Source organism: Nocardia sp. NPDC050712 (assembly GCF_040654295.1).
In the GTDB taxonomy this organism is placed as follows: Bacteria; Actinomycetota; Actinomycetes; order Mycobacteriales; family Mycobacteriaceae; genus Nocardia.
Genome location: NZ_JBFAHT010000001.1, coordinates 676,348 through 698,425 on the forward strand (window position 1 = coordinate 676,348; position 22,078 = coordinate 698,425).

23 protein-coding genes are annotated in these 22,078 nt (G+C 69.5%); 12 read left to right on the forward strand and 11 right to left on the reverse strand.

Annotated elements, in window-relative coordinates; translation table 11 throughout:
• Window positions 1-5: 5 nt before the first annotated feature.
• From aztB to AB0H76_RS03155, 4 genes are all read left to right on the forward strand, one after another.
• On the forward strand, window positions 6-1,991 hold the full coding sequence (gene aztB, locus AB0H76_RS03140; RefSeq protein WP_357316609.1) for a zinc ABC transporter permease AztB: 1,986 nt from the start codon (window positions 6-8) through the stop codon (window positions 1,989-1,991).
• Window positions 1,988-2,905 carry a zinc ABC transporter substrate-binding protein AztC gene (aztC, locus tag AB0H76_RS03145; protein WP_357316612.1) on the forward strand — a complete coding sequence of 306 codons (918 nt, stop codon included), beginning with the start codon at window positions 1,988-1,990 and terminating at the stop codon, window positions 2,903-2,905. Before aztB ends, aztC begins: the two co-directional genes overlap by 4 nt.
• 16 nt (window positions 2,906-2,921) lie before the next feature.
• Entirely contained in the window at window positions 2,922-4,085 is a 1,164-nt protein-coding gene (gene aztD / locus AB0H76_RS03150; protein WP_357316615.1) for a zinc metallochaperone AztD, read from the forward strand.
• A gap of 80 nt (window positions 4,086-4,165) precedes the next feature.
• Entirely contained in the window at window positions 4,166-5,458 is a 1,293-nt protein-coding gene (locus tag AB0H76_RS03155) for a glycosyltransferase 87 family protein (protein ID WP_357316617.1), read from the forward strand.
• 3 nt (window positions 5,459-5,461) lie between these two features.
• Here the strand turns inward: AB0H76_RS03155 and AB0H76_RS03160 are convergent, their stop codons facing one another.
• The 3 genes from AB0H76_RS03160 to AB0H76_RS03170 all read right to left on the reverse strand — a co-directional run bounded on the left by AB0H76_RS03160 (window position 5,462) and on the right by AB0H76_RS03170 (window position 7,380).
• Window positions 5,462-5,707 (reverse strand): glutaredoxin domain-containing protein, encoded by a 246-nt coding sequence (locus AB0H76_RS03160; protein ID WP_357316619.1) that lies wholly within the window; start codon window positions 5,705-5,707, stop codon window positions 5,462-5,464.
• A gap of 132 nt (window positions 5,708-5,839) precedes the next feature.
• Window positions 5,840-6,583, reverse strand: a complete 744-nt coding sequence (locus tag AB0H76_RS03165; RefSeq protein WP_357316621.1) for a GAF and ANTAR domain-containing protein — start codon at window positions 6,581-6,583, stop codon at window positions 5,840-5,842.
• A gap of 8 nt (window positions 6,584-6,591) precedes the next feature.
• A complete protein-coding gene (locus AB0H76_RS03170; RefSeq protein ID WP_357316623.1) occupies window positions 6,592-7,380 on the reverse strand; it encodes a GAF and ANTAR domain-containing protein in 789 nt (262 codons plus the stop codon).
• A 269-nt stretch (window positions 7,381-7,649) separates the two neighbouring features.
• On the opposite strand from AB0H76_RS03170, the gene AB0H76_RS03175 reads away from it, so the two are divergent.
• Both AB0H76_RS03175 and AB0H76_RS03180 read left to right on the forward strand, forming a co-directional pair.
• A complete protein-coding gene (locus AB0H76_RS03175; protein WP_357316625.1) occupies window positions 7,650-8,786 on the forward strand; it encodes a serine hydrolase domain-containing protein in 1,137 nt (378 codons plus the stop codon).
• Window positions 8,787-8,901: 115 nt separating this feature from the next.
• Window positions 8,902-9,201 (forward strand): hypothetical protein, encoded by a 300-nt coding sequence (locus AB0H76_RS03180; protein WP_357316626.1) that lies wholly within the window; start codon window positions 8,902-8,904, stop codon window positions 9,199-9,201.
• 4 nt (window positions 9,202-9,205) lie between these two features.
• On the opposite strand, the gene AB0H76_RS03185 is transcribed toward AB0H76_RS03180, so the two are convergent.
• A complete protein-coding gene (locus AB0H76_RS03185) occupies window positions 9,206-10,141 on the reverse strand; it encodes a threonine/serine dehydratase (RefSeq protein WP_357316628.1) in 936 nt (311 codons plus the stop codon).
• Window positions 10,142-10,212: 71 nt separating this feature from the next.
• The gene (locus AB0H76_RS03190) at window positions 10,213-10,983 is read right to left on the reverse strand and encodes a dienelactone hydrolase family protein (protein WP_357316630.1); all 771 of its coding nucleotides are present in this window, start codon (window positions 10,981-10,983) and stop codon (window positions 10,213-10,215) included.
• Window positions 10,984-11,224: 241 nt separating this feature from the next.
• Between AB0H76_RS03190 and AB0H76_RS03195 the strand changes: the two genes are divergently transcribed.
• Both AB0H76_RS03195 and AB0H76_RS03200 read left to right on the forward strand, forming a co-directional pair.
• The gene (locus AB0H76_RS03195; protein WP_357316632.1) at window positions 11,225-11,701 is read left to right on the forward strand and encodes a hypothetical protein; all 477 of its coding nucleotides are present in this window, start codon (window positions 11,225-11,227) and stop codon (window positions 11,699-11,701) included.
• 28 nt (window positions 11,702-11,729) lie between these two features.
• On the forward strand, window positions 11,730-12,437 hold the full coding sequence (locus AB0H76_RS03200) for a DUF6597 domain-containing transcriptional factor (RefSeq protein ID WP_357316634.1): 708 nt from the start codon (window positions 11,730-11,732) through the stop codon (window positions 12,435-12,437).
• Window positions 12,438-12,440: 3 nt separating this feature from the next.
• Here AB0H76_RS03200 and AB0H76_RS03205 read toward each other — a convergent pair whose 3' ends face one another.
• The 6 genes from AB0H76_RS03205 to AB0H76_RS03230 all read right to left on the reverse strand — a co-directional run bounded on the left by AB0H76_RS03205 (window position 12,441) and on the right by AB0H76_RS03230 (window position 17,967).
• The gene (locus tag AB0H76_RS03205; RefSeq protein WP_357316635.1) at window positions 12,441-12,830 is read right to left on the reverse strand and encodes a VOC family protein; all 390 of its coding nucleotides are present in this window, start codon (window positions 12,828-12,830) and stop codon (window positions 12,441-12,443) included.
• Between the two features lie 49 nt (window positions 12,831-12,879).
• A complete protein-coding gene (locus AB0H76_RS03210) occupies window positions 12,880-13,290 on the reverse strand; it encodes an arsenate reductase ArsC (protein ID WP_357316637.1) in 411 nt (136 codons plus the stop codon).
• A gap of 230 nt (window positions 13,291-13,520) precedes the next feature.
• Window positions 13,521-14,423 carry an oxygenase MpaB family protein gene (locus tag AB0H76_RS03215; protein ID WP_357316639.1) on the reverse strand — a complete coding sequence of 301 codons (903 nt, stop codon included), beginning with the start codon at window positions 14,421-14,423 and terminating at the stop codon, window positions 13,521-13,523.
• A gap of 105 nt (window positions 14,424-14,528) precedes the next feature.
• Window positions 14,529-15,830, reverse strand: a complete 1,302-nt coding sequence (locus AB0H76_RS03220) for a D-arabinono-1,4-lactone oxidase (RefSeq protein ID WP_357316642.1) — start codon at window positions 15,828-15,830, stop codon at window positions 14,529-14,531.
• A gap of 59 nt (window positions 15,831-15,889) precedes the next feature.
• Window positions 15,890-16,558 (reverse strand): TetR/AcrR family transcriptional regulator, encoded by a 669-nt coding sequence (locus AB0H76_RS03225; RefSeq protein WP_357316644.1) that lies wholly within the window; start codon window positions 16,556-16,558, stop codon window positions 15,890-15,892.
• A 101-nt stretch (window positions 16,559-16,659) separates the two neighbouring features.
• On the reverse strand, window positions 16,660-17,967 hold the full coding sequence (locus AB0H76_RS03230) for a lipase family protein (protein WP_357316647.1): 1,308 nt from the start codon (window positions 17,965-17,967) through the stop codon (window positions 16,660-16,662).
• A gap of 166 nt (window positions 17,968-18,133) precedes the next feature.
• Here AB0H76_RS03230 and crcB (AB0H76_RS03235) point away from each other — a divergent pair, with 166 nt between their 5' ends.
• From crcB (AB0H76_RS03235) to AB0H76_RS03250, 4 genes are all read left to right on the forward strand, one after another.
• Window positions 18,134-18,574, forward strand: a complete 441-nt coding sequence (crcB, locus tag AB0H76_RS03235) for a fluoride efflux transporter CrcB (protein ID WP_357316650.1) — start codon at window positions 18,134-18,136, stop codon at window positions 18,572-18,574.
• A gap of 46 nt (window positions 18,575-18,620) precedes the next feature.
• A complete protein-coding gene (gene crcB, locus AB0H76_RS03240) occupies window positions 18,621-18,983 on the forward strand; it encodes a fluoride efflux transporter CrcB (RefSeq protein WP_357316652.1) in 363 nt (120 codons plus the stop codon).
• Window positions 18,984-19,030: 47 nt separating this feature from the next.
• Complete coding sequence (gene pgm / locus AB0H76_RS03245; protein WP_357316655.1) at window positions 19,031-20,674, forward strand: phosphoglucomutase (alpha-D-glucose-1,6-bisphosphate-dependent); 1,644 nt, start codon at window positions 19,031-19,033, stop codon at window positions 20,672-20,674.
• A gap of 127 nt (window positions 20,675-20,801) precedes the next feature.
• Window positions 20,802-22,061 (forward strand): MFS transporter, encoded by a 1,260-nt coding sequence (locus AB0H76_RS03250; protein WP_357320352.1) that lies wholly within the window; start codon window positions 20,802-20,804, stop codon window positions 22,059-22,061.
• Window positions 22,062-22,078: the final 17 nt, after the last annotated feature.

Genomic DNA, 22,078 nt, shown 5'->3' on the forward strand with positions numbered 1-22,078 from the left:
GCGTCATGGAGTGGCTGGTGGACCCGTTCGAGGTGACGTTCGTGCAGCGAGCGCTGTGGGGCGGGCTGCTGGTCTCGGCCATCTGCGCGCTGGCCGGCACCTGGGTTGTGGTGCGGGGCATGGCTTTTCTGGGCGACGCGATGGCGCACGGCATGCTGCCGGGGGTGGCGGTGGCCGCCCTGCTCGGCGGAAATCTGCTGCTCGGCGCGGCGGTCAGTTGCGCGGCAATGGCTTTCGGGGTGTCGGTGCTGAGCCGCAATCGGCGGTTCGCGGCGGACACCGGGATCGGGTTGCTGTTCGTGGGGATGCTGGCGCTCGGGGTGATCATCGTGTCGCGGTCGGATTCGTTCGCGGTGGACCTGACCGGGTTCCTGTTCGGCGACGTCCTCGGCGTGCGGACCAGCGATCTCCGGTTCCTGATCGTGGCGCTGCTGGTCGCGCTGGGCGTGACGATCCTCGGTCATCGCGCGTTCGTCGCGCTGGCCTTCGATCCGCGCAAGGCGCACACCCTCGGCCTGCGGCCGAAGTTCGCGCAGGTGGCGCTGGTGGGTCTGGTGACGCTGGCGATCGTCGCCTCGTTCCATGTGGTCGGCACGCTGCTGGTGTTCGGTCTGCTGATCGCGCCGCCGGCGGCGGCGACCTTCTGGGCCGATCGGATTCCGCTGATCATGGTGCTCGCGGCGCTGTTCGGCGCGCTGTCAACCGTTGCGGGACTGCTCATTTCGTGGCACGCGCAGACCGCGGCGGGCGCCACCATCGCGATCTCGGCGGTGGGACTGTTCTTCGTCTCCGCCCTCGCCTCGGCACTGCGGGACCGGCTGCGGCGCCGCGGCGGGCCCGCGGTGGTGCTGGCCGCCATGGTGGCGGTGCCGCTGGTCGGCTGCGGTGCGCAGAGCGCTCCGAGTCCGCCGCCGGAGACCCCGCACGGCTACGTCGAGGGCGCGGAGGAGACCGCCGACGCGCAATCACGCCTGATCCTCGCCGACCGGAGCACCGGTGCGATCCGAGTCCTGGACCTGAATACCGAAAAGGTCACCGAGGCGGGCAGTGCGCCGGGCATCCGGCGGCTGGTGGGGGATGGCCGCTACGGCTATGCGAGCGTGGGGGATTCGGTCCGGATCACCGATAGCGGTGCGTGGATGGTCGATCACGAGGACCACGTGCACTACTACCGCGCCCCGATCCGCGCGCCGGGTTCGATAGCGGGTGGGCCGATCTCGGCCGTGCACAGCGACAAATCCGTTGTCGCAGTTGCTTTCGGCGACGGCACGACCACGCTGCTGAACCGGGCCGAGCTCGATCGGGGCGCTGTCGTGGAGCTCGGCCGAATCGCGGACGGCGTCGCCGTGCCGTACGCCGAGAACCTGGTGGTCGCCACGGCGCAGGGCGTGCGGGTCTGGACGCGCGAGGGCGCGGCGGTCACCACGATCGGCGAGGTCTGCCGGGATCCGCGCGGCCACGCGGTGACTCGCCGCGGTGTCGTCTTCGGCTGCGCGGATGGCGCTTTGGTGGTGCGTAAGCAGGAGGACGGGTTCACGGGGGAGAAGATCCCGTATCCCCGGCCGGTGCCCGAGGACGAGCGCGCTGTCGAATTCACGCACCGGCCGGGCAGCACCGCGTTGACGGCCAAGGCCGGTCGGCAAGGCCTGTGGTCGCTCGACGTCCGCAAGCGGACCTGGCGGCTGGTGCCGCTGGCCGACGTCGCTGCGGTCAATACCGCGGGCGAGGGTGCGCCACTGCTGGCGCTGACCCGGGACGGCGTGCTGCACGCGTTCGATCCCGAAACCGGCACGCCGACAACCCAAAACAAGGTCTTGTCGGGGCCGGTCGGAACCGACGCCCCGGACCTCGTCGTCGACTCCGCCCGGGCCTACCTCAACGACGCACCCGCACGCGTGGTGCACGAAATCGACTACAACGACAACCTGCGCGTGGCGCGCACCTTCACCCTGGATATCGCGCCGACGCTGCTGGTGGAGACGGGCCAATGAGAACTCTGCTCCGCGTAATCGCTTGTCTGGCAGTGCTGTTGCCCGCGACCGCCGCGTGCTCGGGTGAGCAGGGCGAGCACACGGGCATCGTCGTCACCACCAATATCCTCGGCGACCTCACCCGCGGCATCGTCGGCGACGCCGCCCCGGTCACCGTGCTGATGCCGCCCGGAGCGGACCCGCACTCGTTCGGTATCTCCGCCCGCCAAGCCGCCGAGATCGAGCGGGCCGGGCTGGTGGTGCACAACGGCCTCGGCCTGGAGGAAGGCGTCGCGCGCCATGTCACCGCCGCCGTCGCCGCCGGTGTCCCCGCGCTCTCGGTGGCGGAGAAGCTCGACCCGATCGCCTACAGCTCCGACGAGTCCGCGGGCAAACCGGACCCGCACTTCTGGACCGACCCCCGGCGCGTGCGCAAAGCCGTCGAGCTGATCAGCGCGCGGGTCATCGACGACGTCGACGGCATCGACACCGCCGCGGTGCGGGCGCGCACCACCGCATACCTGGCCGAGCTCGACCGGCTCGACGCCTGGATGACCGAACAGTTCGCCGCGATCCCGGCCGGGCAACGCAAGCTGGTCACCAATCATCACGTATTCGGCTATCTCGCACAGCGTTTCGACTTCACGGTGATCGGCGCGGTGATTCCCAGCGGCACCACGCTGGCCTCGCCGAGCGCCTCGGACCTGAGCCACCTCGCCGACGCGATCCGCGCCGCGGGCGTCGGCGCGATCTTCGTCGACTCCTCCCAGCCCGATCGGCTCGCCCGCGTCCTGGCCGAGCGCGCGGGCCTGCACGTGCGGGTCATCGGACTGCACACCGAGTCGCTGACCGCACCGGGCCAGGGCGCGGGCAGCTACCTGGAGATGGCCCGGGCCAACACCGAAGACATCGTCCGCGGCCTCCTGCCGCACTAGAAAAATGGAGTAACACATGAATATTCGGTCACGCGCCACGAAAATCGTGGCCCTGTCCGGACTCGTCGCGTCGGTGGTGGCCCTCGGCGGCTGCGGCGCGGCCGACGAGGACGAGCACAGCCACGAGGCCGGCGCCGAGCCGATCGCCCTCACCTACGACGGCGGCATCCTCGTGCTGCACGGCAAGACCCTCGAGCAGCAGGGCGACGTGCGGCTGGAAGGCTTCAACCGGATCAATCCCGCGGGCGACGACCACCACCTGATCGTCACGCACAAGGACACCTTCAAGGTCTTCGACGCTTACGACGCGAAGTTCACCGACGTCGAGTTCGCCGCGGCCAAGCCGGGCCACGTGGTGCGCCATGCCGGTCGCACGGTGCTGTTCGCCGACGGTTCCGGCGAGGTGACCAGCTTCGCCTCCGATCAGCTCGAAGCCGGCAAGCCCGCGATCAGCAGCTACCGCACCGCGGCCGCGCACCACGGTGTGGCGATCGAACTGAGCAACGGGCAACTGGTCACCACCCTGGGCACCGAGGACAAGCGGGTCGGCATCGTGGTGCTGGACAAGGACCGCAAGGAGATCGCTCGCAGCGAGGACTGCCCCGGCGTGCACGGCGAAGCCGCCGCGCAGGGCGAGGCCGTGGTGCTGGGCTGCCAGACCGGCGCCGTGGTGTACCGGGACGGCAAGATCACCAAGGTGGCCGCCCCGGACGCGTACGGCCGGATCGGCAACCAGGCCGGCAGCGATGTGTCCGCGGTCGTGCTCGGTGACTACAAGAAGGACAAGGACGCCGAACTGGAGCGCCCGACCCAGGTATCGCTGATCGACACCGCCGCCGGATCGATGAAGCTGGTCGACCTCGGCACCAGCTACACCTTCCGGTCGCTGGGCCGCGGGCCGGCCGGGGAGGCGCTGGTGCTCGGCACCGACGGCAAGCTGCACGTCATCGACCCGGTCGCCGGTACGGTCACCAAGTCGATTCCGGTGCTGGACTCCTGGTCCGAGCCGCTGAAGTGGCAGCAGGCGCGGCCCGCGCTGTTCGTGCGCGGCGGCACGGCCTATGTGTCGGATCCGGGAACCAAGCGGGTGCATCGCATCGATCTCGCCGCGGGCGCCGTCGTCGCCAGCGTGACGCTGCCCTCGGCGCCGAACGAGATCAGCGGTGTCGCCGCGCACTGAGCGCTGCCGGGCGTACCCCGTCGTCCCCCGATCGCGGGGGCCGGCGGGGGGCCGCGGTCCTATCGGTATAGTTGCCGCGGATGAATAGTTCCACCGCGCGTGAGGCATCCAAGTCACCGGACCGTCGTTTCCGGCCCGTCCTGTGGCTGATTCCGGCACTCCTCGTCGTGGTGGCCTACCGCTTCCTGACCGGGGCGATCTGGCCGGTGCAGCTGGCCAACGGCGATGTCGCGATCACCGGGGACTTCATCGATCTGCAGGTCTACCGGCTCGGCATCGAGACGCTGCGCGACGGCGGCAATATGTACGGCGAGCTGCCCAAGACCGGCATCGGGATCAGCCTGCCGTTCATCTATCCGCCGTTCGCCGCCCTGGCCCTCGGGCCGTTCGCACTGCTGCCGTGGGATCCGGCGGCGTTCCTGTTCTTCTGGTCCTCGGTGGCCGCGCTGGCCGTGACGCTGTACCTGGTCGCACGCCGGATCTGGCCCGAGAAGACCCAGCTGCGCACCGCGCTCTTCGCCACCGCGTGCGCGCTGCCGCTGGCGATGCTCCTGGAGCCGGTCTGGGCGACGCTGAACTTCGGGCAGGTCAACCTGCTGCTGATGGCGCTGGTGGCCGCTGATGTGCTGGCTCGCAAGCCCAAATGGCGGCGCGGCATGCTGATCGGCCTCGCCGCCGCCATCAAGCTGACCCCGGCCGCGTTCGTCCTCTACTTCCTGGTGAAGAAGGACTACCGATCGGCCATCACCGCCGCGGTGACCGGCGCGGTCGCGAGCCTGCTGGCCTTCGCGATCCTGCCGAAGGCCTCGGTCGAGTACTGGTTCAACGGCATGGGCAATGTGTCCGGGTTGAGCGGGTCCTCGTTCCACACCAACCAGTCGATCCAGGCGGTGCTCGCCCGCTTCGGGATCGAGAAGCCGCTGTTCACGATCCTGTGGCTGGTGCTGAGCGCGTTGCTGCTGGTGCTGGTCGTGGTCGCGATGCGCCGCACCCTGGACTTCCCGCCGCTGGCGCTGGCGATCAACGCGGTCTTCACGCTGCTGGTGTCGCCGATCTCGTGGTCGCATCACTGGGTGATGATCGCGCCCGCGCTGTTCGCCATGGTCGGCTACGCGCTGCGGTTTCCGTGGCCGCGCCGGCTGCGCTGGTTCGCGGTCACCGCGCTCACCGCGTGGGTGTTCGTCTACGGTCCGCAGAACTGGTTGCCGGGCGACGACGAGCGCGAATTGTCGTGGACCCCTTGGCAGCATGTCGAGGGCAACACCTATGTCTGGCTGAGCGTGCTGCTGGTGGTGCTGTTCCTGGTGGCGACGCGGCGTTCGGTGCGGGTGCCCTCCGAGGCGGAACCGGCCGAGCTGCAGCCGGTTCGGTAGCGGCTAGCCGCGCAACGCGGCGCGTATCTCCTCGAGACTCGGATTGACCAGGGCCTTGCCGTTCACCAGGACGGTCGGGGTGATCTCGTCGCCGCCGGTGATCGCGCGCACCGCGGCCGCGGCCTCGGGATCGCGAATGGGGACCTTGCGGAACGGGATTCCCGCCGCACGCAACCGGACGGCAAGTCGCAGGCAGTAGGGGCAGCCCCAGCGCCAATACACGGTGATCGGAGTGCGGGCTTCGGTCATGCTGTGTCCCCGGACGTTTGGCGCTGCCTACCGCCCGGGAGATGATCCGGGCGGGGCAGCCACCACGAATTCAACCGGCCGAGCCTGAGGTCACGCGGGTGATTGGATGAAATTCTGCTGAGAATGCCTCGGCTAGTTGAGGCTGCCATGCTGCCCGCCCAGAATCGCATGGGATTCGATCGAACCCGAGACCACCTGTGCCGACAGATCGACCAGTCGAATGTTGTTCGCGCGCGCGTGATCACGGAGCCGATGGAACGCCTGATCCATATCCAGCTGCCCGCGTTCCGCGAGCACGCCCTTGGCCTGCTCGATGACGATCCGGCTGTTCAGCGCCGAACGCAGTTGGGCGTTCAGGGTTTCGGACCGGTTGAGCATGCGGTGCTGCAGGACGCCGATGCAGGCGACATCGGCCAGCGCCTGCGCCACCCGCAGGTCGTCGCGGCTCAGCGCGCCCTGGACCGCGCCGAAAAGATTCAGCGCGCCGATGGTTTCGGCGCGCAGCCGCAGCGGCAGCGCGTATACCGACCGATAGCCGTTGTCCAAGCCGCGGCGGGCGAACTCCGGCCACCGCGCCGTGGCCGATTCGAGGTCGTCGACCGACACCGGGATGCCGGTGTGGAACGCCTGCAGGCAGGGGCCGTGCGCGGATTCCAGCTGGAAGAGTTCCAGCAGGTGCGTCTGTTCGCTGGTGGAGGCCAATACCTGTAGGGCGCCGCGGTGATCGACCAGCAGCAGTCCGGCCTGGGCGGCGTCGAGCAACTGCACGCAGGCCTCGACGAGTTGCTGGCAGAGTTCGACCACGTCGTAGTCGGCGACCAATGTGTCGGCGAGCCGCACGAAGGCCTCGACCAGGGGTCCTTCCCGGGATTCCATGGCGTTGTTCACCTTCCTTCCGTTGTTTCGGGACCGAATCGCAACTGGCGGCGCACCACCAGATCGGCGACTTCGGTCAGGGAAAGCCCCTCGGCGTAGGCATGGCCGCGTAGCAGGGCGTAGGCGTCGCGCGCGGTCGTCCCCGCCTGCGCGATCACCATGCCGGCGGCCTGATGGATATCCCGGCTGGTGGTGGAGGCCTCCCACCACCATTCCTCGCCCGGGCCCGACCCGTCGGCGGCCGGGTAGTCGCCGCGCAACACCGGCGTGTCCTCTAGTCGGCGGAGATCCCGCTCCGCGTGGCCCTCGGTTCGCGGACCGCCGGACAGCAGCAGCGTGGTCACCAGATCGGCGACGTGCAGCCCCGCGGCCAGTGTGCGGCGATCCAGCTCGCCCGGCTGGGAGCAGTAGATGTCGAGCACGCCCAGGCGCACGGCCCCCAGACTCAGCGGCAAGGCGAACATCGCGCCGGAAATGCCCTTGTCGGCGACGGCACTGAGAAAACCGGGCCACCGTTGACTGCGCGCGGCCAGGTCGGCGACCAGCACGGGCGCACTGTCCTGAATAGCGGAGATACCGGGCCCCTCGCCGAGCATGGCCTGCACCTCCTCCACGTCGGCGGCCACCTTGTCGCTGGCGCACCAGACCTGCAGGCCCGCGTCTTCCTCGTCCACCGAGATCGCGGCTCGTTGCACCGACAACACCGTGGCGGCCGCCGTGCACAACCCGCCGACCCGATTCCCGTCGTGGTAGAGCACGGAGAGGAATTGGCTGGTCAGCTGATCAAAAGAGCTCATGGGCCGCGATCCGGGAAACCCACGCCACCGCGCCTGTCCCGTCCGCTGTTGCCATGGTCGCCGTCTCGGCGCGTAGCCCTCGCGTCGCGGACTTACGCGCGAAGGTCTTCGAGGTCGAGCATAGTCGGCCGATCAGTACGCCACGCGCACGACGCGATGCGGGAAACCGCGCCCGGCTACGGTCGGATTCGGCATTCTGGGTTAACAGGGGGTGCGCTGACGGTGATATCGCCTGCGGGGCCGACACATTCACAGCAGGGAGACGCTCGATGCGGATGTCCATGAGGCAGGCGGCCCTGGTCGTGGCCGTGATTTCGGGCTGGTGCGCGGTGGCGCCCGCCGCGGCGGTGCCGCCGCCCACGGCGCAGACCGCGACGTTGCAGGCGGAGCTGGACGAGTTGGTCGCGACGGCGGGGGTCCCGGGTGCGCAGTTGGTGCATACCGTCGGCGATCGGGTCGACCAGTTCGACAGTGGGATAGGGGATTACGGCGCGGGAGCGCGTTTCCCGGACGGCGCGCAGTTCCGGATCGCCAGTGTCACCAAGTCTTTCGTCGCCACGGTCGTGTTGCAGCTGGTCGCGGAGGGTCGCGTCGAGCTCGACAGCCCGATCGAGCGTTACCTGCCGGGTGTGGTGCGCGGGCCGGGCGGCGACGGCACGGTGATCACCGTGCGAAATCTGTTGCAGCACACCAGCGGAATCCCCAACTACCTGCCCCTGATCGATCAGGATTCGATCGCGGGATTGCGGGCGGCCCGACCGGCGCCGGAGCTGATCCGGCTCGGCCTCGACAGTGCCGCCGAGTTCACCCCGGGCGCCGAGGTCGGGTACTCGAACACGAACTATCTGCTCTTGGGGCAGCTCATCGAACGGATCGGTGGATTGCCCGTCGGGGTGGAGGTGACGCGGCGAATCCTGGTGCCACTGGGGATGTTTGCGACATATTGGCCGCTGTACCCCGTGGAGCAGGCGATCCGGGGCGCACACCCGCGCGGCTATCACGATTTCGAGGGAACCCGGGTGGACGTCACCGATATCGACGCCGGGTGGGGCCTGGCCGACGGTGCGATGGTCTCCACCGGGGGCGACCTCAACCGGTTCTTTCTGGCCTTGCTCGCCGGCGAACTCCTGCCGCCGCACCTGCTCGTCCAGATGCAGACCGGAGCGCCGACCGGCCTGATCGGTTACGCCGAAGCCGCCGGGCTCGGGCTGTTCCGCTTCTCCACCTCCTGCGGCGTGCAGGCCTGGGGGCATACCGGCGCCATCCACGGTTTCAGCACCCTGAGTGTCGCCTCCGGGGATCGCGCCGTCACCGTGGTCATGAACGAACTGCCCGGAGTCGCCGGAAATATCGGGATCACCGTCGGCACCGACACTATTCTCGAAGCGGTTCTCTGCATGGGCTGAGCGGTCCAATCCGACCGGTCGGCACTCTCTGTGAGTTCGGCTGTGGCTCAATCGGTTACGCGTACACGGAGTAGGATTTATCCGGCGTAATCGAACCGGCCGAAGGGGAAACACTGTGAGCATCGTTCTCGCCGCGACACAGGAATTGGTCGGCTCCGCCGTGCTGGCTCAGGTCGGCAATCCGGAACCGCTGGCCCCGCCGATCGCGGACAAGTTCCAGCAGATGGTCAGCTATTTCACCTGGTTCGTGCTGCTCGCGGGCATCGTCGCGATCATCTTCGCGGGCGGCAAGTTCGCCTGGGAGAAGTGGACCGGCGGCGGCCTGCAATCGCCGAAGATGGTGGCGGGCGCCATGATCGGCGGTGTCATCGCGACCAGCGCGGGCACCATCATGAACGCCCTGGTCGGTACCTGAGCGATTACCAGGAGCTCGGGTCGGTATTCGCGCCGCAGAGCACCACGCACACCCGTTCGCCGGACGCGGGCCGGTAGCGGCCCGAGGTGAGCGCCGCCAGCGCGGTCGCGGCGCCGTGCTCGACGGCGATGCGCCGGTCCGACCACAGCGTGCGGCGGGCCGCGACGATCTCGTCGTCGGTCACCAGCACCGATTCCGCGTCGTACCGCTGCGCGGCGGTGACGGCCAGCGCGGTGGCCCGGCGGGCGCCGAGGGAATCCGCGGCGATCGAGTTGACCTCGACGTCGACCGGCTCGCCCGCGGCCAGCGCCGCGCTCAGCGCACAGCAGGCCGACGGTTCCACCGCGATCGTGCGTACGCCGTAATGCCCTGCGGCCGTGGCGATTCCGGCGAACAACCCGCCGCCGCCGACGGCCACGAGCAGGGTGTCCAGTTCGGGCAGCAGGCGGTGGATCTCCTCACCCAGCGTGCCCGCCCCGGCCGCGATCAGCGGGTGGTCGTAGGCGGAGGACAGCAGCGCGCCGCTGGCGGCCGCGTAGTTCTGCGCCGCCGCCAGCGCTTCGGCGTACTCGGTCCCGATCTGACGCACCTGCGCTCCGTATCCGCGCAGCTTCTCGACCTTCACCCGGGGCGCGGTCGTCGGGACGAAGACCGTTGCCGGAATGCCGAGCTGGCGCGCCGCCCACGCGCACGCCAGGCCCGCGTTGCCGCCGGAGGCGATCACCACCCCGGCCTCGGGCACCCGCCCCTCGTCCTGGTGCGCCTGGAGGAAGTTCTGGGCGCCACGGGCTTTGAACGACCCGGTGTGCTGCATGTACTCGAGCGCGAACCACGCGGAACCGTCGGGTGCCAGGCCGTCCGCGGGTGCCACCGCGACCGGGCGAACCCGGCCTTCGATGCGGGCGGCGGCGGCTTTGACATCCCCGTACGACAGTTCCATCGGGCTCCTCGGTGCGCGGTCGATCCGCGCACCATTCTCCCCGATCGCGGTACGGCGCGCCGCGAGCACCCTCACCCGGCCGGCAGCGCGCGCCGCAGCAGGGCGACCAGATCGGTGAGATGTCGCTGGTAGGCCTGCTCGTCGTAGGCCGCGGTATCGCGCATCGTGAAGCCGTGCTGGGTATTCGGGTAGACGACCGAGGTGTGCGGCACGCCGGCCGTCGTGAGGGTGCGCTCGAGCAGATCGATCTGCTCGGGTGGCATCGACCCGTCCGAGCTCGCGTGCGCGACGAGGAGTTCCGCGGTGGCGTCCCCGAGCGTGTGGTGCGGGCTGTCGGACATGGCGGGATCGGCCAGCCGTCCGCCGTGGAAACTCGCCGCGGCGGCGATCAGCCGCCCGTACGCGGCGGCGGTGCGCAGCGCCAGCCGCCCGCCCATGCAGTAACCGACCACGGCGCTCGGCCCCGGCAGGCAGAACTCCGACGCGGCAAGATAATTGAGATAGGCCGCCACATCCTGTAGCGATTTCTCCGGGGTGAGCGCGGCGCGCAGCGGGCCGAGTTTCTCGAAGAATTCCGCGTGTGCCGCCGGATCGGTGTGATCGGGCATCGGCAATACCGGCGCGCGGCCGGAGCGATAGAACAGGTTCGGGGCGATCACCGTGAATCCCTCGCCCGCAATGGATTCCATAATTTCCCGGATAGCCGGACGTAAGCCATATGCATCGGGAAAGAGCAGTACACCTGGATGAGCTGCGACATCATCGGGATGGGCGAGATAGCTGTCCGCTGCGCCATCGGGTGTCTGGATATCTGGAGTGCTGAATGCGACGGGCTTGCTCATCGACGTCCTCTCAGGCAAATGCCGACCGTAGTGACGCACGCGGCAGGCAGCCACGCTCGAACTGCGATCTTAGCGGCGTGGCCTCGGCCGGATCATCGGCGCGGAATCCGGGGGCGGGTCGGAATTAATTCCGAATTAATGCGGCCAGGTAGTCTGCATTCGCTGTTGAAGATTCATGCTCGGTTCGAACCATTGATCCCGACCCGCCGCCCGAGGCGCGGGCGTGACGAGAGGTTGATCTGTGAGGCTGATCTGGCTGACGGTTCCGGCGCTGCTCGTGGCGACGGTGGCGGGGTGCGGCGCCGACGAGGCGACCCAGGCCGCGCCCGCCACCAGCACCACCACCGTGGCGCCGACGACCACTCCGGCGCCGCCGCCACCGGTGGTCGAGGGCGTGCGTATCCCGCTGGGGAAGTCCGAGACGGTGGTCGTGCCCGCCGATGCCGTGATGGACATCAAAGTGCCCGCCGCCTGGGGCGGCTCGGTGTCCGCGCTGCGCTGCACGGTCACCGACAGCAGCGGCCGCAACGAGGATCTGCGCTCCGGGGACCAGCGCAAACACGAGTCCCTGGACGGTCGCGACTGGACCACACTGTGGACCTTCTCCTCCTCCCCGGCCACCGAGGTGACCGTCGGCTGCAAGGATCCGCAGTCCAAGGTCAGCACCGGCGATGTCGACTACCTGCGCGTCACCCCCCGCGGCCTGCTCCCGGAGTAGTGTCACCGGCCCGCCGTAGCCTGGGGCGGTGGTCGAGAGTGCGAGCTACCGGGAGCGGCCGGCGCGATTCGGCGACGCCGTGGTGTGGGAGCGCACCGTCACCGGCGCCGTGTCGGGCCCGGTGCTGCCCGACGGCTGCATCGATCTGATGTGGCGCGAGGGCGAATTGGTCGTCGCGGGTCCCGATACGGCCGCCTTCACTCCGGAGCTGCCCGCGGGCACCCGCGTCGCGGGGATCCGGTTCTATCCCGGCACCGCGCCCACGTTGCTCGGTGTGCCCGCGCACGAACTGCGCGATCAACGGGTCGGCCTGACCGCCCTGTGGCCCGGCGCGACCGTGCGCCGGCTCACCGAGCGGGTCGACGACGCGCCCGACCGCCTGGCCGCGCTGGAAGCCATCGCGCTGGCCCGCGCGGCCGAGGCCGGCCCGCCGGACCCGGTACTGCGCCGGATCGTGCTCGCGCTCGCCGCGGGGCACTCCGTCGGGGCCACCGCGCGCGCCACCGAACTCAATGCCCGTGTGCTGCATCGGCGTTCGCTGGCGGCCTTCGGTTACGGCCCGAAGACCCTGGCGCGGATCCTGCGCTTGCAGCGGGCGCTGGCGGCGGCGCGCTCGGGCACGCCCTTCGCCGACGCGGCGGCACTGACCGGATTCGCCGATCAGGCGCACCTGTCGCGCGAGGTCAGGGAACTGGCGGGGATGCCGCTGGGTGAGTTGCTCGGGCGCGCCGCCTAGCGCTCACAGCGGGGCGTAGAGGTCGACGCCGTTGCCGTCCGGATCCTTGATGACGGCGTAGCGCTGGCCCCAGACCGCGTCGAAGGGCTTCAATTCGCCCTCGTACCCGGCCTCGGTCAGATCGGCGAAGACGCTGTCGACCTCGGCGGCGTCGGCGCAACGGAACGCCATGCCGATGCGCCCGCCCTCGGCGGAGGCCTGCCATTCGGGGTAGAACGAGCGGATCACGGCCTCGGTGTCCAGGGCGACCCGGATACCGCCGGGAAGCGTTGCCTCGACATGCGATTCGCCGTCACTGCCCTCCGGAAACGCCAGCCCGAGCCGTCGGTAGAAGGCGGTGGAGGCGGCCATGTCCGAAACCACGATGCTGAGGAAGTCCAAGTGCGGAGTCATGAGGCAACCTTAGAAGCCGCCGCCGGACCCGGTCTTGAAGAAAACGGACTCAGCGTCGCGCGGGGACCAGTTCCGCGATCAGATTCTCGACGAGCACCCGGATGTGGTCGCGAATCGTGCGCACCACCTCGATGGACTGACCGGACGGGTCGGGCAGCACCCAGTCCCGGTAGCTGATGCCGGGGAAGTAGGGACAGGCGTCGCCGCACCCCATCGTGATCACCACGTCCGAGACGCCGACGGCCTCGTCGGTGAGTTTCGTCGGGATCGCGCCGGAGATGTCGATGCCGACCTCCGCCATGGCCGCTATCGCGACCGGGTTGGCTCTCTCCCCGGGATCGCTGCCCGCGGACCGGACCTCGATGCGGTCTCCGGCCAGCTCGGTGAGGAAGCCGGCGGCCATCTGCGAGCGTCCGGCATTGTGCACACAGACGAACAGCACACTGGGTGTGTGGGTCATCGAGCGCCTTTCGGGGAGTGAGAGCGAACCAGGGCTGTGCCGCCTGCCCAACTCGAGGTGTTGGGCCCAAACGCTGTCGTAGCGTAAGGGATACGGGTGCTCGCCTCATGCAGATGGGCCGGTTCTGATGCGTTCGGCGCACCCCCGGTCTACTTGCCGAAAGATTGCTGTGCAGCTCGGAATGGGTTCTGGCAAACCGGGCCCGCGCGCGGCGGGCCCGGTGCGCCGGGTCAGAGCGGGCGCAGGTCGATCATCTTGCGCAGCCGCACGCGATCGCGTTCCAGCCGGCGCGCCTCGTAGGCGATCGGGAAGTAGCGCACCCGCTCGGGCAGCAGCGGCACCAGCCGCGCGATCATCCAGCCCACCGCCTGCAGCTTGCGCTCGTCGGCCTCGGACCAGGACAACCCGAGCTTGCGGCGGGCCGGCTCCGGGGTGGTGCCGACGGTGACGAAGTACTGCAGCTTGCCCACGGGGGCGACCGCGGCCCGCCAGAGCGGTGCCAGCGCGCGCGGCAACTGCTTCGGCGGGGCAACAGACTGGATGACCCGCAGGTAGTCGCGCGCGGTACCGGTGGCTTCCAGGTGGTTGTCCACGTAGTCGGCGAAGAACTTCTCGAAGTCGGCGAAGTTCTCCGGAATCTCCTTGGGCGCCACCGAGAAATTGCGCATCAGCTGCACCGTCTCGCGGTAGTACTCCTCCTTCTCCGCGTAGGTCAGCGGCCGGCGCGCGAAGTAGCGCGCGTTCTCGGTGAAGGCGAAGGTTCCGGTGTGCAGCACCCAGGCCCAGGGGCCGGACGCCAGCGCCTTGTGCTTGACCCCGGCGGCGTCGGTGGTGTTGAGCGTGGCGTGCATGGTGCGCAGCCGGTCGGCCTCGGCGAGGGCCTCCTCGCCGCCGTAGACCCACATCATCACCGAGGAGATGCTGCGCAGCGCGCGGCCCATCGGGTCGGTGCGGAAGGTGGAGTGCGCGTCGACCACCGCGGAGATGGTCGGTTCCATGGTCTGCAACAGGAACGCCGATCCCGCGGTCAGCGAGAAGGTGACGAGCCCGGTTTCGTCCCACATCCGGGTGCCGGGGCCGATCGGGGTGCGGGACGGGAGGTCCGGGGTGGTGGATTCGAGGGCGGCGGTCATCGCGATCTCCTTTGATCGTCCTTTTCAAGACAATGAGAAGATTAGACCAACATCCTCTCATTCTCTAGGGATGCCCGCGGCCGCCGTCGCCCAAACGCCCGGAAACTACTGGTCGATGGGTCCGAGAACCCGATCCAAATAGTCGTTGGCGAACAACCCCTTGGGGTCGAACCGGCGGCGCACCTCGGCGAACCGGTCCCAGTCCGGGTACCGCTCGCGCAGGGTGTCGGCCGTCTGGAAGTGCCGCTTACCCCAGTGCGGGCGGCCCTGGTAGCGATCGAAGACCGCCTCGCAGGCGCGGAAGAACGGCTCCCACTCCATGCCCCGGTACTGGTGCACCGCGATGTAGCAGGTGTCGCGCCCGCCCGCCGGGGACAGGAAGGCGTCGTCGGGGGCGACCCAGCGCACCTCGATCGGCATCGGGGTCTCGTACTTCGCGGCGAGTTCCTTGATCTCGCGGATCGCCTCGGCCGAATGTGCCCGCGGGATCGCGTATTCCATCTCGGTGAAGCGGAACAGCCGGGGGGAGGCGAAGACCCGATACGAGCGGTCCACCTGGCGGCGGTAGCTGCCCGCGTAGGCGGCGCCGCGGTGGATCCACGGGATCATCCCCGGCTGCCACCTGCTGAGCCGGCACAGGCCGTCGAAGAGGTGATTCGACATCAGGATGTCGGCGAACCAGTCCACCGCCTTGGCGCGCGGCTGCTCGGCCAGCTCGGTGGTGTTGTTGCGCTTGGTCATCGCCAGCGGGCTGTGCGCGAACATGTAGAACTCGAAGTGCTCGTTGCCGTCGATGTGCGCGTCCAGGTCGTCGAGGATTTCCGCCACCGGGACCGGGCGCTCGATGCCCTCCAGGACGAACGACGGCACCATCTGCAGCGTCACCGCGCTGACCACGCCGAGTGCGCCGATGCCGACCCGCGCCGCGCGCCAGCCGTCGGGGTCGGTGGTCGCGTTCAGTTCCGCCACGCTGCCGTCGGCGCGCACCAGTTCCACCGAATGCAGTGCGGCCGAGATGTTCTGCAGGCGGGCGCCGGTGCCGTGGGTGCCGGTGGCGGTCGCGCCCGCGATGGTCTGCACGTCGATGTCGCCGAGATTGGGGAAGGCCAGGCCCGAGGCGTGCAGGGCGTGGCTGGCGGCGTTCAGCGTGATGCCGCCCTCGACCCGCACCAGCCCGGAGGCGCTGTCGACCTCCAGGATCCGGTTCATGTTCGACAGGTTCAGCAGCGTGCCGTCGGTCAGCACGGTGTCGGTGAACGAATGTCCCGCCCCGGCGACCCGAACGGTGTGCCCGCGCGCGGCCGCGGCGGCCAGCGCCTCGGCGATTTCGTCACGGTTGCGCGGTGCGGCGAGATCCGCCGGAGCGCAGCGCTGGTCCCCGGCCCAGTTCACCCACGAGTTGGTCATGTGACCAACTTTAAGGGAACGATGTGACCTGCGCTACCCCTTCGATTGTTTTGCGAGAGTTACCGGCGGCGGCCGGTGCAGCCTTTGGCCTGTTCGACCTCGTCGTCGGTCAGCGGCGGGACGGTCAGCGGGCGGCGCGGGACGGTGTCCGAGCGCATGCCGTTCAGGGTGATGGCCATGTAACGCTGCCAGGTGTCGGCGTTGACCGGCCGGGCGAACTCGCCCACCGCGTCGACCATGTGGATGAGCGCGAAGAAGTCCGACGGCTCGATGCCGGGCGCGAGGGCGCCCGCGGCCTGGGCCCGGTCGATGATGCGGCCGACGGTCGGCTTGATCCGGTCGCGAACCTGGGTGAACCGCTCCAGGTCGTCCTCGAGTTCCAGCAGCACGTCGCTGAAGCCGCGATTGGTTGCCAGGTGTGTGCACGCGTACTCGAAGAACTGCACCACCCCGAGCCACGGATCCTCGTGCCGGGCGGCCTCTTCGGCGGCGACGGCGAACTCGTCGATCTTCTGCGCGAAGACCTCGGCGATCAGTTCCTTCTTGTTGGCGAAGCGGCGATAGACCGTGCCGACGCCGACGCCCGCCCGCTCGGCCACGTCGTCCAGGGTGATCTCCAGCCCGTGCTCGGCGAACAGCTCGCCCGCGGCCGCGATGATGCGCTGCTGATTGCGGGCGGCGTCGGCGCGAAGGCGCCGCGGCGGGGCGGAAGCGGTGGCCTGGTTCACGCCCCAATGCTAACCCCGGGATGGGTTAAGTGGAGGGTTGGTCTCCGTTAGTAATGAAACGGCCCCGGTGGGTAACCGGGGCCGTGCGCAGGTCACAGGGCTCAGCAGTTGCTGGGCGCCGGACGTCCGGCAAAGCGATCAGAGAGATACATAAACGCGTTCGGCAGACCCTGGATCACCGAGGTGGCGTGATCGGCCCCCGGAACCATCTCCAGCAGCATCGGCGTGCCCGCCTGGCAGTAGCGCCCGGCCAGCTCGCGCACCAGCCCCGGGTTGACCTGATCGGCCTCGCCGTGCCACTGGTAGATCGGTGCGCGCGGCACGCCGGGGTGGGTCTCCAGGCTGTTCTCGTGCAGGATCCGGATCAGCACCGGGTCGGCCTGGCTCAGCCCGGCCTGGGTCGCCGCCGGCAGGAACACGTCGTAGAAGCTGCGATTCGCGCCCGCCGAGATGATCTCGGCGGAGCAGGAGTTGGCGATCTGGTTGCGCAGCGCGTTGCCCGGCCCGTTGAGCTTGGATGCCATGTCGACCTCGCCGGAATACTCCCGCTCCAATCCGATCGCGGCCGCGAAGCCGAGACCGAACAGCGCGTGCGGCGTCTGCCCGACCTCCAGGGCGAGCTTGCCGATGTTCACCGGAACCCCGCCCTGCGCGACGCCGACGATCGGCAGTTCCGGCGCGTACTCCGGGGCCAGCGCCGCCGCGAAGCCGGTCGCCATGCCGCCGCCGGAGTACCCCGCCAGGCCGACCTGGCTGGTGCCCAGGTGCGCCGGCTCGAAGCGCCGGACCGCGCGGATGCTGTCGAGGGTGATCCGGCCGCCGAGCTTGGCGGCGCCGTAGGCACTGGTCGGGCCGAGGTGATCGGGAACGTTGACCGCCCAGCCGCGAGCCAGCGGCATGTTCAGCGCCACCGACTCCTGCATCTCGCCGTTGAACAGGCTGTGCGACGGCGCGCACTGGGTACCGAGCGAGTTGACGAAGGGCTGATACGACAGCAGCGGGCGGCCGCCGCTGCTCCCGGCGTCGCTGCTGCCGCTGCCGCCCGCGGGAATGAGCAGGGTGGTGGCCGCCGCGATCGGATTGTCGTGGGAATCACTGGAGCGGAACAGCACCTGCCAGCCGGTGGCCCCGAGGAAGCCGGGCGTGGCGACGGGCCGGCTCCGGATGACATCACCCGGTCCGAAGCCGCCGAGATCCGGCGGCGCCCAGTAGAACGGATCGGGGTCCGCGATCGGAAAGATCGCGGCCGTCGCGGGCGGGGCACCGGCCAGCCCGGCCGAAAGCGCGGTGGCCACAACCGCTGTCAGCGTGCGTGCCAACGTGGTGCGCAACCACCGCGCGCTGGAGGTTTGCGGCGACGCGGTCGCCGGGTCGTGACGTCGGGTCGAAACTGCCTGTCGTGCCGCCATCTTCGCTCCCAGCATGAGGGGTGGGGGATCGGTGGAGCCTCGGCGAAACCTTCGCGGAATTTCATCGGTGGCGGCGGCGCGCAAGTCGGCGAACGACAGTGTTGCGCATCTGCGCGGCGTCCCCTGGGGACCGTACCGCGCGGTCCTAGCGATACCATGCTGCCCGATGACATTCGGCGCGGCAGGAGGTCAGGACATGGGTTCACCGAGCCCTACCCCGGCCGTCGAGCCGATGGTGCTGGTGGCGATCGCGCTCGGCGGCGGGCTCGGTGCGCTGGCGCGCTTCGGGATCGGCGTCTGCTGGCCGGTGCCGCCCGGACGCTTCCCGTGGTCCACGTTCATGATCAATGTGTTTGGCTGCTTCCTGATCGGGATACTGATGTTCCTGATTACCGAGGTCTGGGTTGCCCACCGGCTGCTAAGGCCGTTCCTCGGCATCGGGGTGCTCGGCGGCTTCACCACTTTTTCGACCTACTGCCTTGAGATTCGTAGACTGCTCGAATCGGGTGATACGGCCGTGGCACTCGGCTATCTCGGGGGAACGGTGGTAGCGGCGCTGGCCGCGGTGCTGCTCGGCATGGCGGCCGCGCGCAAGGTGACGGGATGACGGCAGCGGGAACTGGTAACCGACGAGAGGCGAAGGGGGTCAACCGATGAACTGGGTACTGGTGGTGCTCGGCGGCATGCTCGGCGCCCCCGCTCGGTACCTCGTCGACCGCACGGTGGCAGCCCGTTTCGGATCCCGGCTGCCGTGGGGGACGTTGACCGTTAACATTGTCGGTTCGGCGGTGCTCGGCGCTCTCATCGGCGCCGGCGTGGACGGATCCTGGCTGGCCGTCGCCGGTACCGGCTTCTGCGGTGCGCTCACCACGTACAGCACCTTCGGGTATGAAACCATCCGGTTGGTCACCGACGGTGCCTACGCTGCGGCGTTGGGCAACGTGGTGCTCAGTGTGACGGCCGGCCTGGCCGCGGTGTTCGCTGCCGCGTCGATAGCCCACGGGTTGTCGGCATGATCCTGATGACGAGCCGGGCGCAGCCGACACTGAAGGGAGACCCGAGCATGGCCCATGATCGAGCCGGGCGTCCCGCGCGCCCGACCGACCTGGAAGACATCGCGCACCTGGTGACGGCCTACTACAGCCGTATCCCGGATCCCAAGGAGCCGGCCCAGCAGGTGGTCTTCGGCACCTCGGGCCATCGCGGGTCCAGCCTGGATACCGCGTTCAACGAGGCGCACATCCTGGCCATCACCCAGGCCATCGTGGAATACCGTGCCACCCGCGGGATCACGGGCCCGGTGTATCTGGCGCGCGATACCCACGCGCTGTCCGAACCGGCCTGGACCACGGTGCTGGAGGTGCTCGCCGGCAACGGCGTCACCTCGGTCGTCGACGCCCGCGACCGCTACACCCCGACACCGGCGCTCAGTCATGCCGTCCTGCGCCACAACCGGCGCCGCACCAAGCATCAGGCCGACGGCATCGTGGTCACCCCGTCGCACAATCCGCCGCGCGACGGCGGCATCAAATACAACCCGCCGCACGGCGGCCCCGCCGACACGGTCGCCACCGACGCCATCGCCGCGCGCGCCAACGAGCTGCTGCGCGGCGGCCTCACCGAGGTGCGGCGCACCACGCTGCGCAACGCCATGCGCACCCTGGTGGAGCGCTACGACTACCTCGACCAGTACATCGGCGACCTGCCGAACGTGCTGAACCTGGACGCGATTCGCGGCGCGAGCATCCGGCTGGGCGCCGACCCGATGGGCGGGGCCAGCGTCGACTACTGGGAGGAGATCGGCCAGCGGTACGACCTCGAACTCGAGGTGGTCAACCCGTTCGTCGACCCGACCTGGCGGTTCATGACGCTGGACTCCGACGGCAAGATCCGGATGGATCCGTCCTCGCGCTACGCCATGGCCGCGCTGGTCGCCATCAAGGACGACTACGACATCTCCACCGGCAACGACGCCGACGCCGACCGGCACGGCATCGTCACCCCGGACGGCGGGCTGATGAACCCGAACCACTTCCTGGCCGTCGCCATCGAATACCTGGTGGCGAACCGGATGGGCTGGGACGCGCTCACCAAGATCGGCAAGACGGTCGTCACCTCCTCCATGATCGACCGCGTGGTCAGCGTGCTCGGGCGCGACGTGCACGAGGTGCCGGTCGGCTTCAAGTGGTTCGTGCCCGGCTTGTTCAGCGGCAGCCTGGCTTTCGGCGGCGAGGAGAGCGCGGGCGCGTCCTTCCTGCGCCACGACGGCACGGTCTGGACCACCGACAAGGACGGCATCCTGATGGCGCTGCTGGCCGCCGAGATCGCGGCCGTCACCGGGCAGAGCCCCTCCGCGCGCTATGTGGAATTGGAGCGCCGCTACGGCGCACCCGCCTACGCCCGGATCGACGCTCCCGCCAGCGCGGAACAGAAAGCACGCCTGGCGAAGTTGAACCCGGACATGATTGCCAGCACAGAGATCGCGGGTGAGCCGATCACCGCGGTGCTCACCCGGGCCCGCGGAAACGGCGCGCCGCTGGGCGGATTGAAGGTCACCACCGAGAACGCGTGGTTCGCCGCCCGGCCCTCCGGCACCGAGGACAAGTACAAGATCTACGCCGAGTCGTTCCACGGCCCCGAGCACCTGGAACAGGTGCAGGCGGCCGCGGAGGAAGTGGTCGGGCAGGCACTCTCCGGTGGCAAGTAAGCCGGAACCGGGTCCCGAGGCGAGAGGCAGTGAACCGGCGGTTCCCGTCGACGCGGTGAGCGCGGACCTGGCGATCAACGGCTCGGCCGCCGCCGCGGACGCGGTGACCGGCGGCGTGGCCACCGAAATGCTGGAGCGGTCCGGGAGTTCGCCGGAGCCCCGCCCCGGCCGCACCCGGCCCGAGCCGCTGCCGATCGAGATCTGGGTGCTGGTCGGCGGTTCGTTCGTCATCGCGCTCGGCTTCGGTCTGGTGGCGCCGGTGCTGCCGCAGTTCGCGCGCAGCTTCGGCGTCGGCGTGGCCGCGGCGTCCGCGATCGTGAGCGCGTTCGCGTTGATGCGGCTGCTGTTCGCGCCGTTCAGCGGCCGATTGGTGCAGCGGCTCGGTGAGCGCTGGGTCTATCTCAGCGGACTGCTCATCGTCGCGGTGTCCACCGGCGCCAGCGCACTGGCCCAGACCTATTGGCAGCTGCTGGTACTGCGGTCGGTCGGCGGTATCGGGTCGACGATGTTCACCGTGTCCGCGCTGGCGCTGGTGATCCGGATGTCGCCGCCGCAGCAGCGCGGCCGGGTGTCCGGGGTGTGGTCGACGAGTTTCCTGATCGGCTCGATCAGCGGGCCGCTGCTGGGCGGGGCGCTGGCCGGTTTCGGGGTGCGGGCGCCGTTCGTCATCTACGCGCTGGCGTTGCTCGCGGTGACCGCCGCGGTGTATCTGGCGCTGCGGAATTCGACGCTGGCCGCGCCCGAGGTGAGCGGCGTGCTGCGAGTGATGTCGTTCCGGCAGGCATTGACGCGGCCGGAGTACCGCGCGGTGCTGTGGTCCAACTTCGCCAACGGCGCCGCCATCTTCGGGGTGCGCATGGCGTTGGTGCCCTTGCTCGTCGTCGAGGTGCTGAAGCTGCCCAGCGGAATGGCCGGCGTCGCGCTGACTGCGTTCGCGGCCGGCAACGTGGCGGTGCTGTTCTGGTCCGGGCGCGGGTCCGATCGCTTCGGCCGCCGGCCCTTCCTGATCGCCGGTGCGCTGATCTGCGCGGTCGGCACGGCCGGACTCGGTTTCGCGCCGGACCTGCTGTGGCTGCTGATCACCTCGGTCGTCGCCGGAATCGGATCCGGGATGCTCACCCCGGCCCAGCAGGCGGCGCTGGCCGACATCATCGGGCCCAAGGCGCGCGGCGGGCCGGTGCTCGCCGGCTTCCAGATGTCGGCCGACCTCGGGACCGTCATCGGAGCGGTGTCCGTCGGGGCACTGGCCGAGTACACCTCCTACGGGGTCGCGCTGACCGTGACCGGTGCGCTGCTCGCCGCGGCGGCCGTGGTGTGGGCGCTCGTGCCGGAGCCGATGCGGCGCGGTAGCGGAGTGCTCGACGAGCCGGACCGCTCGCCGGGCTGAGGACGCGTGTGCCAGGG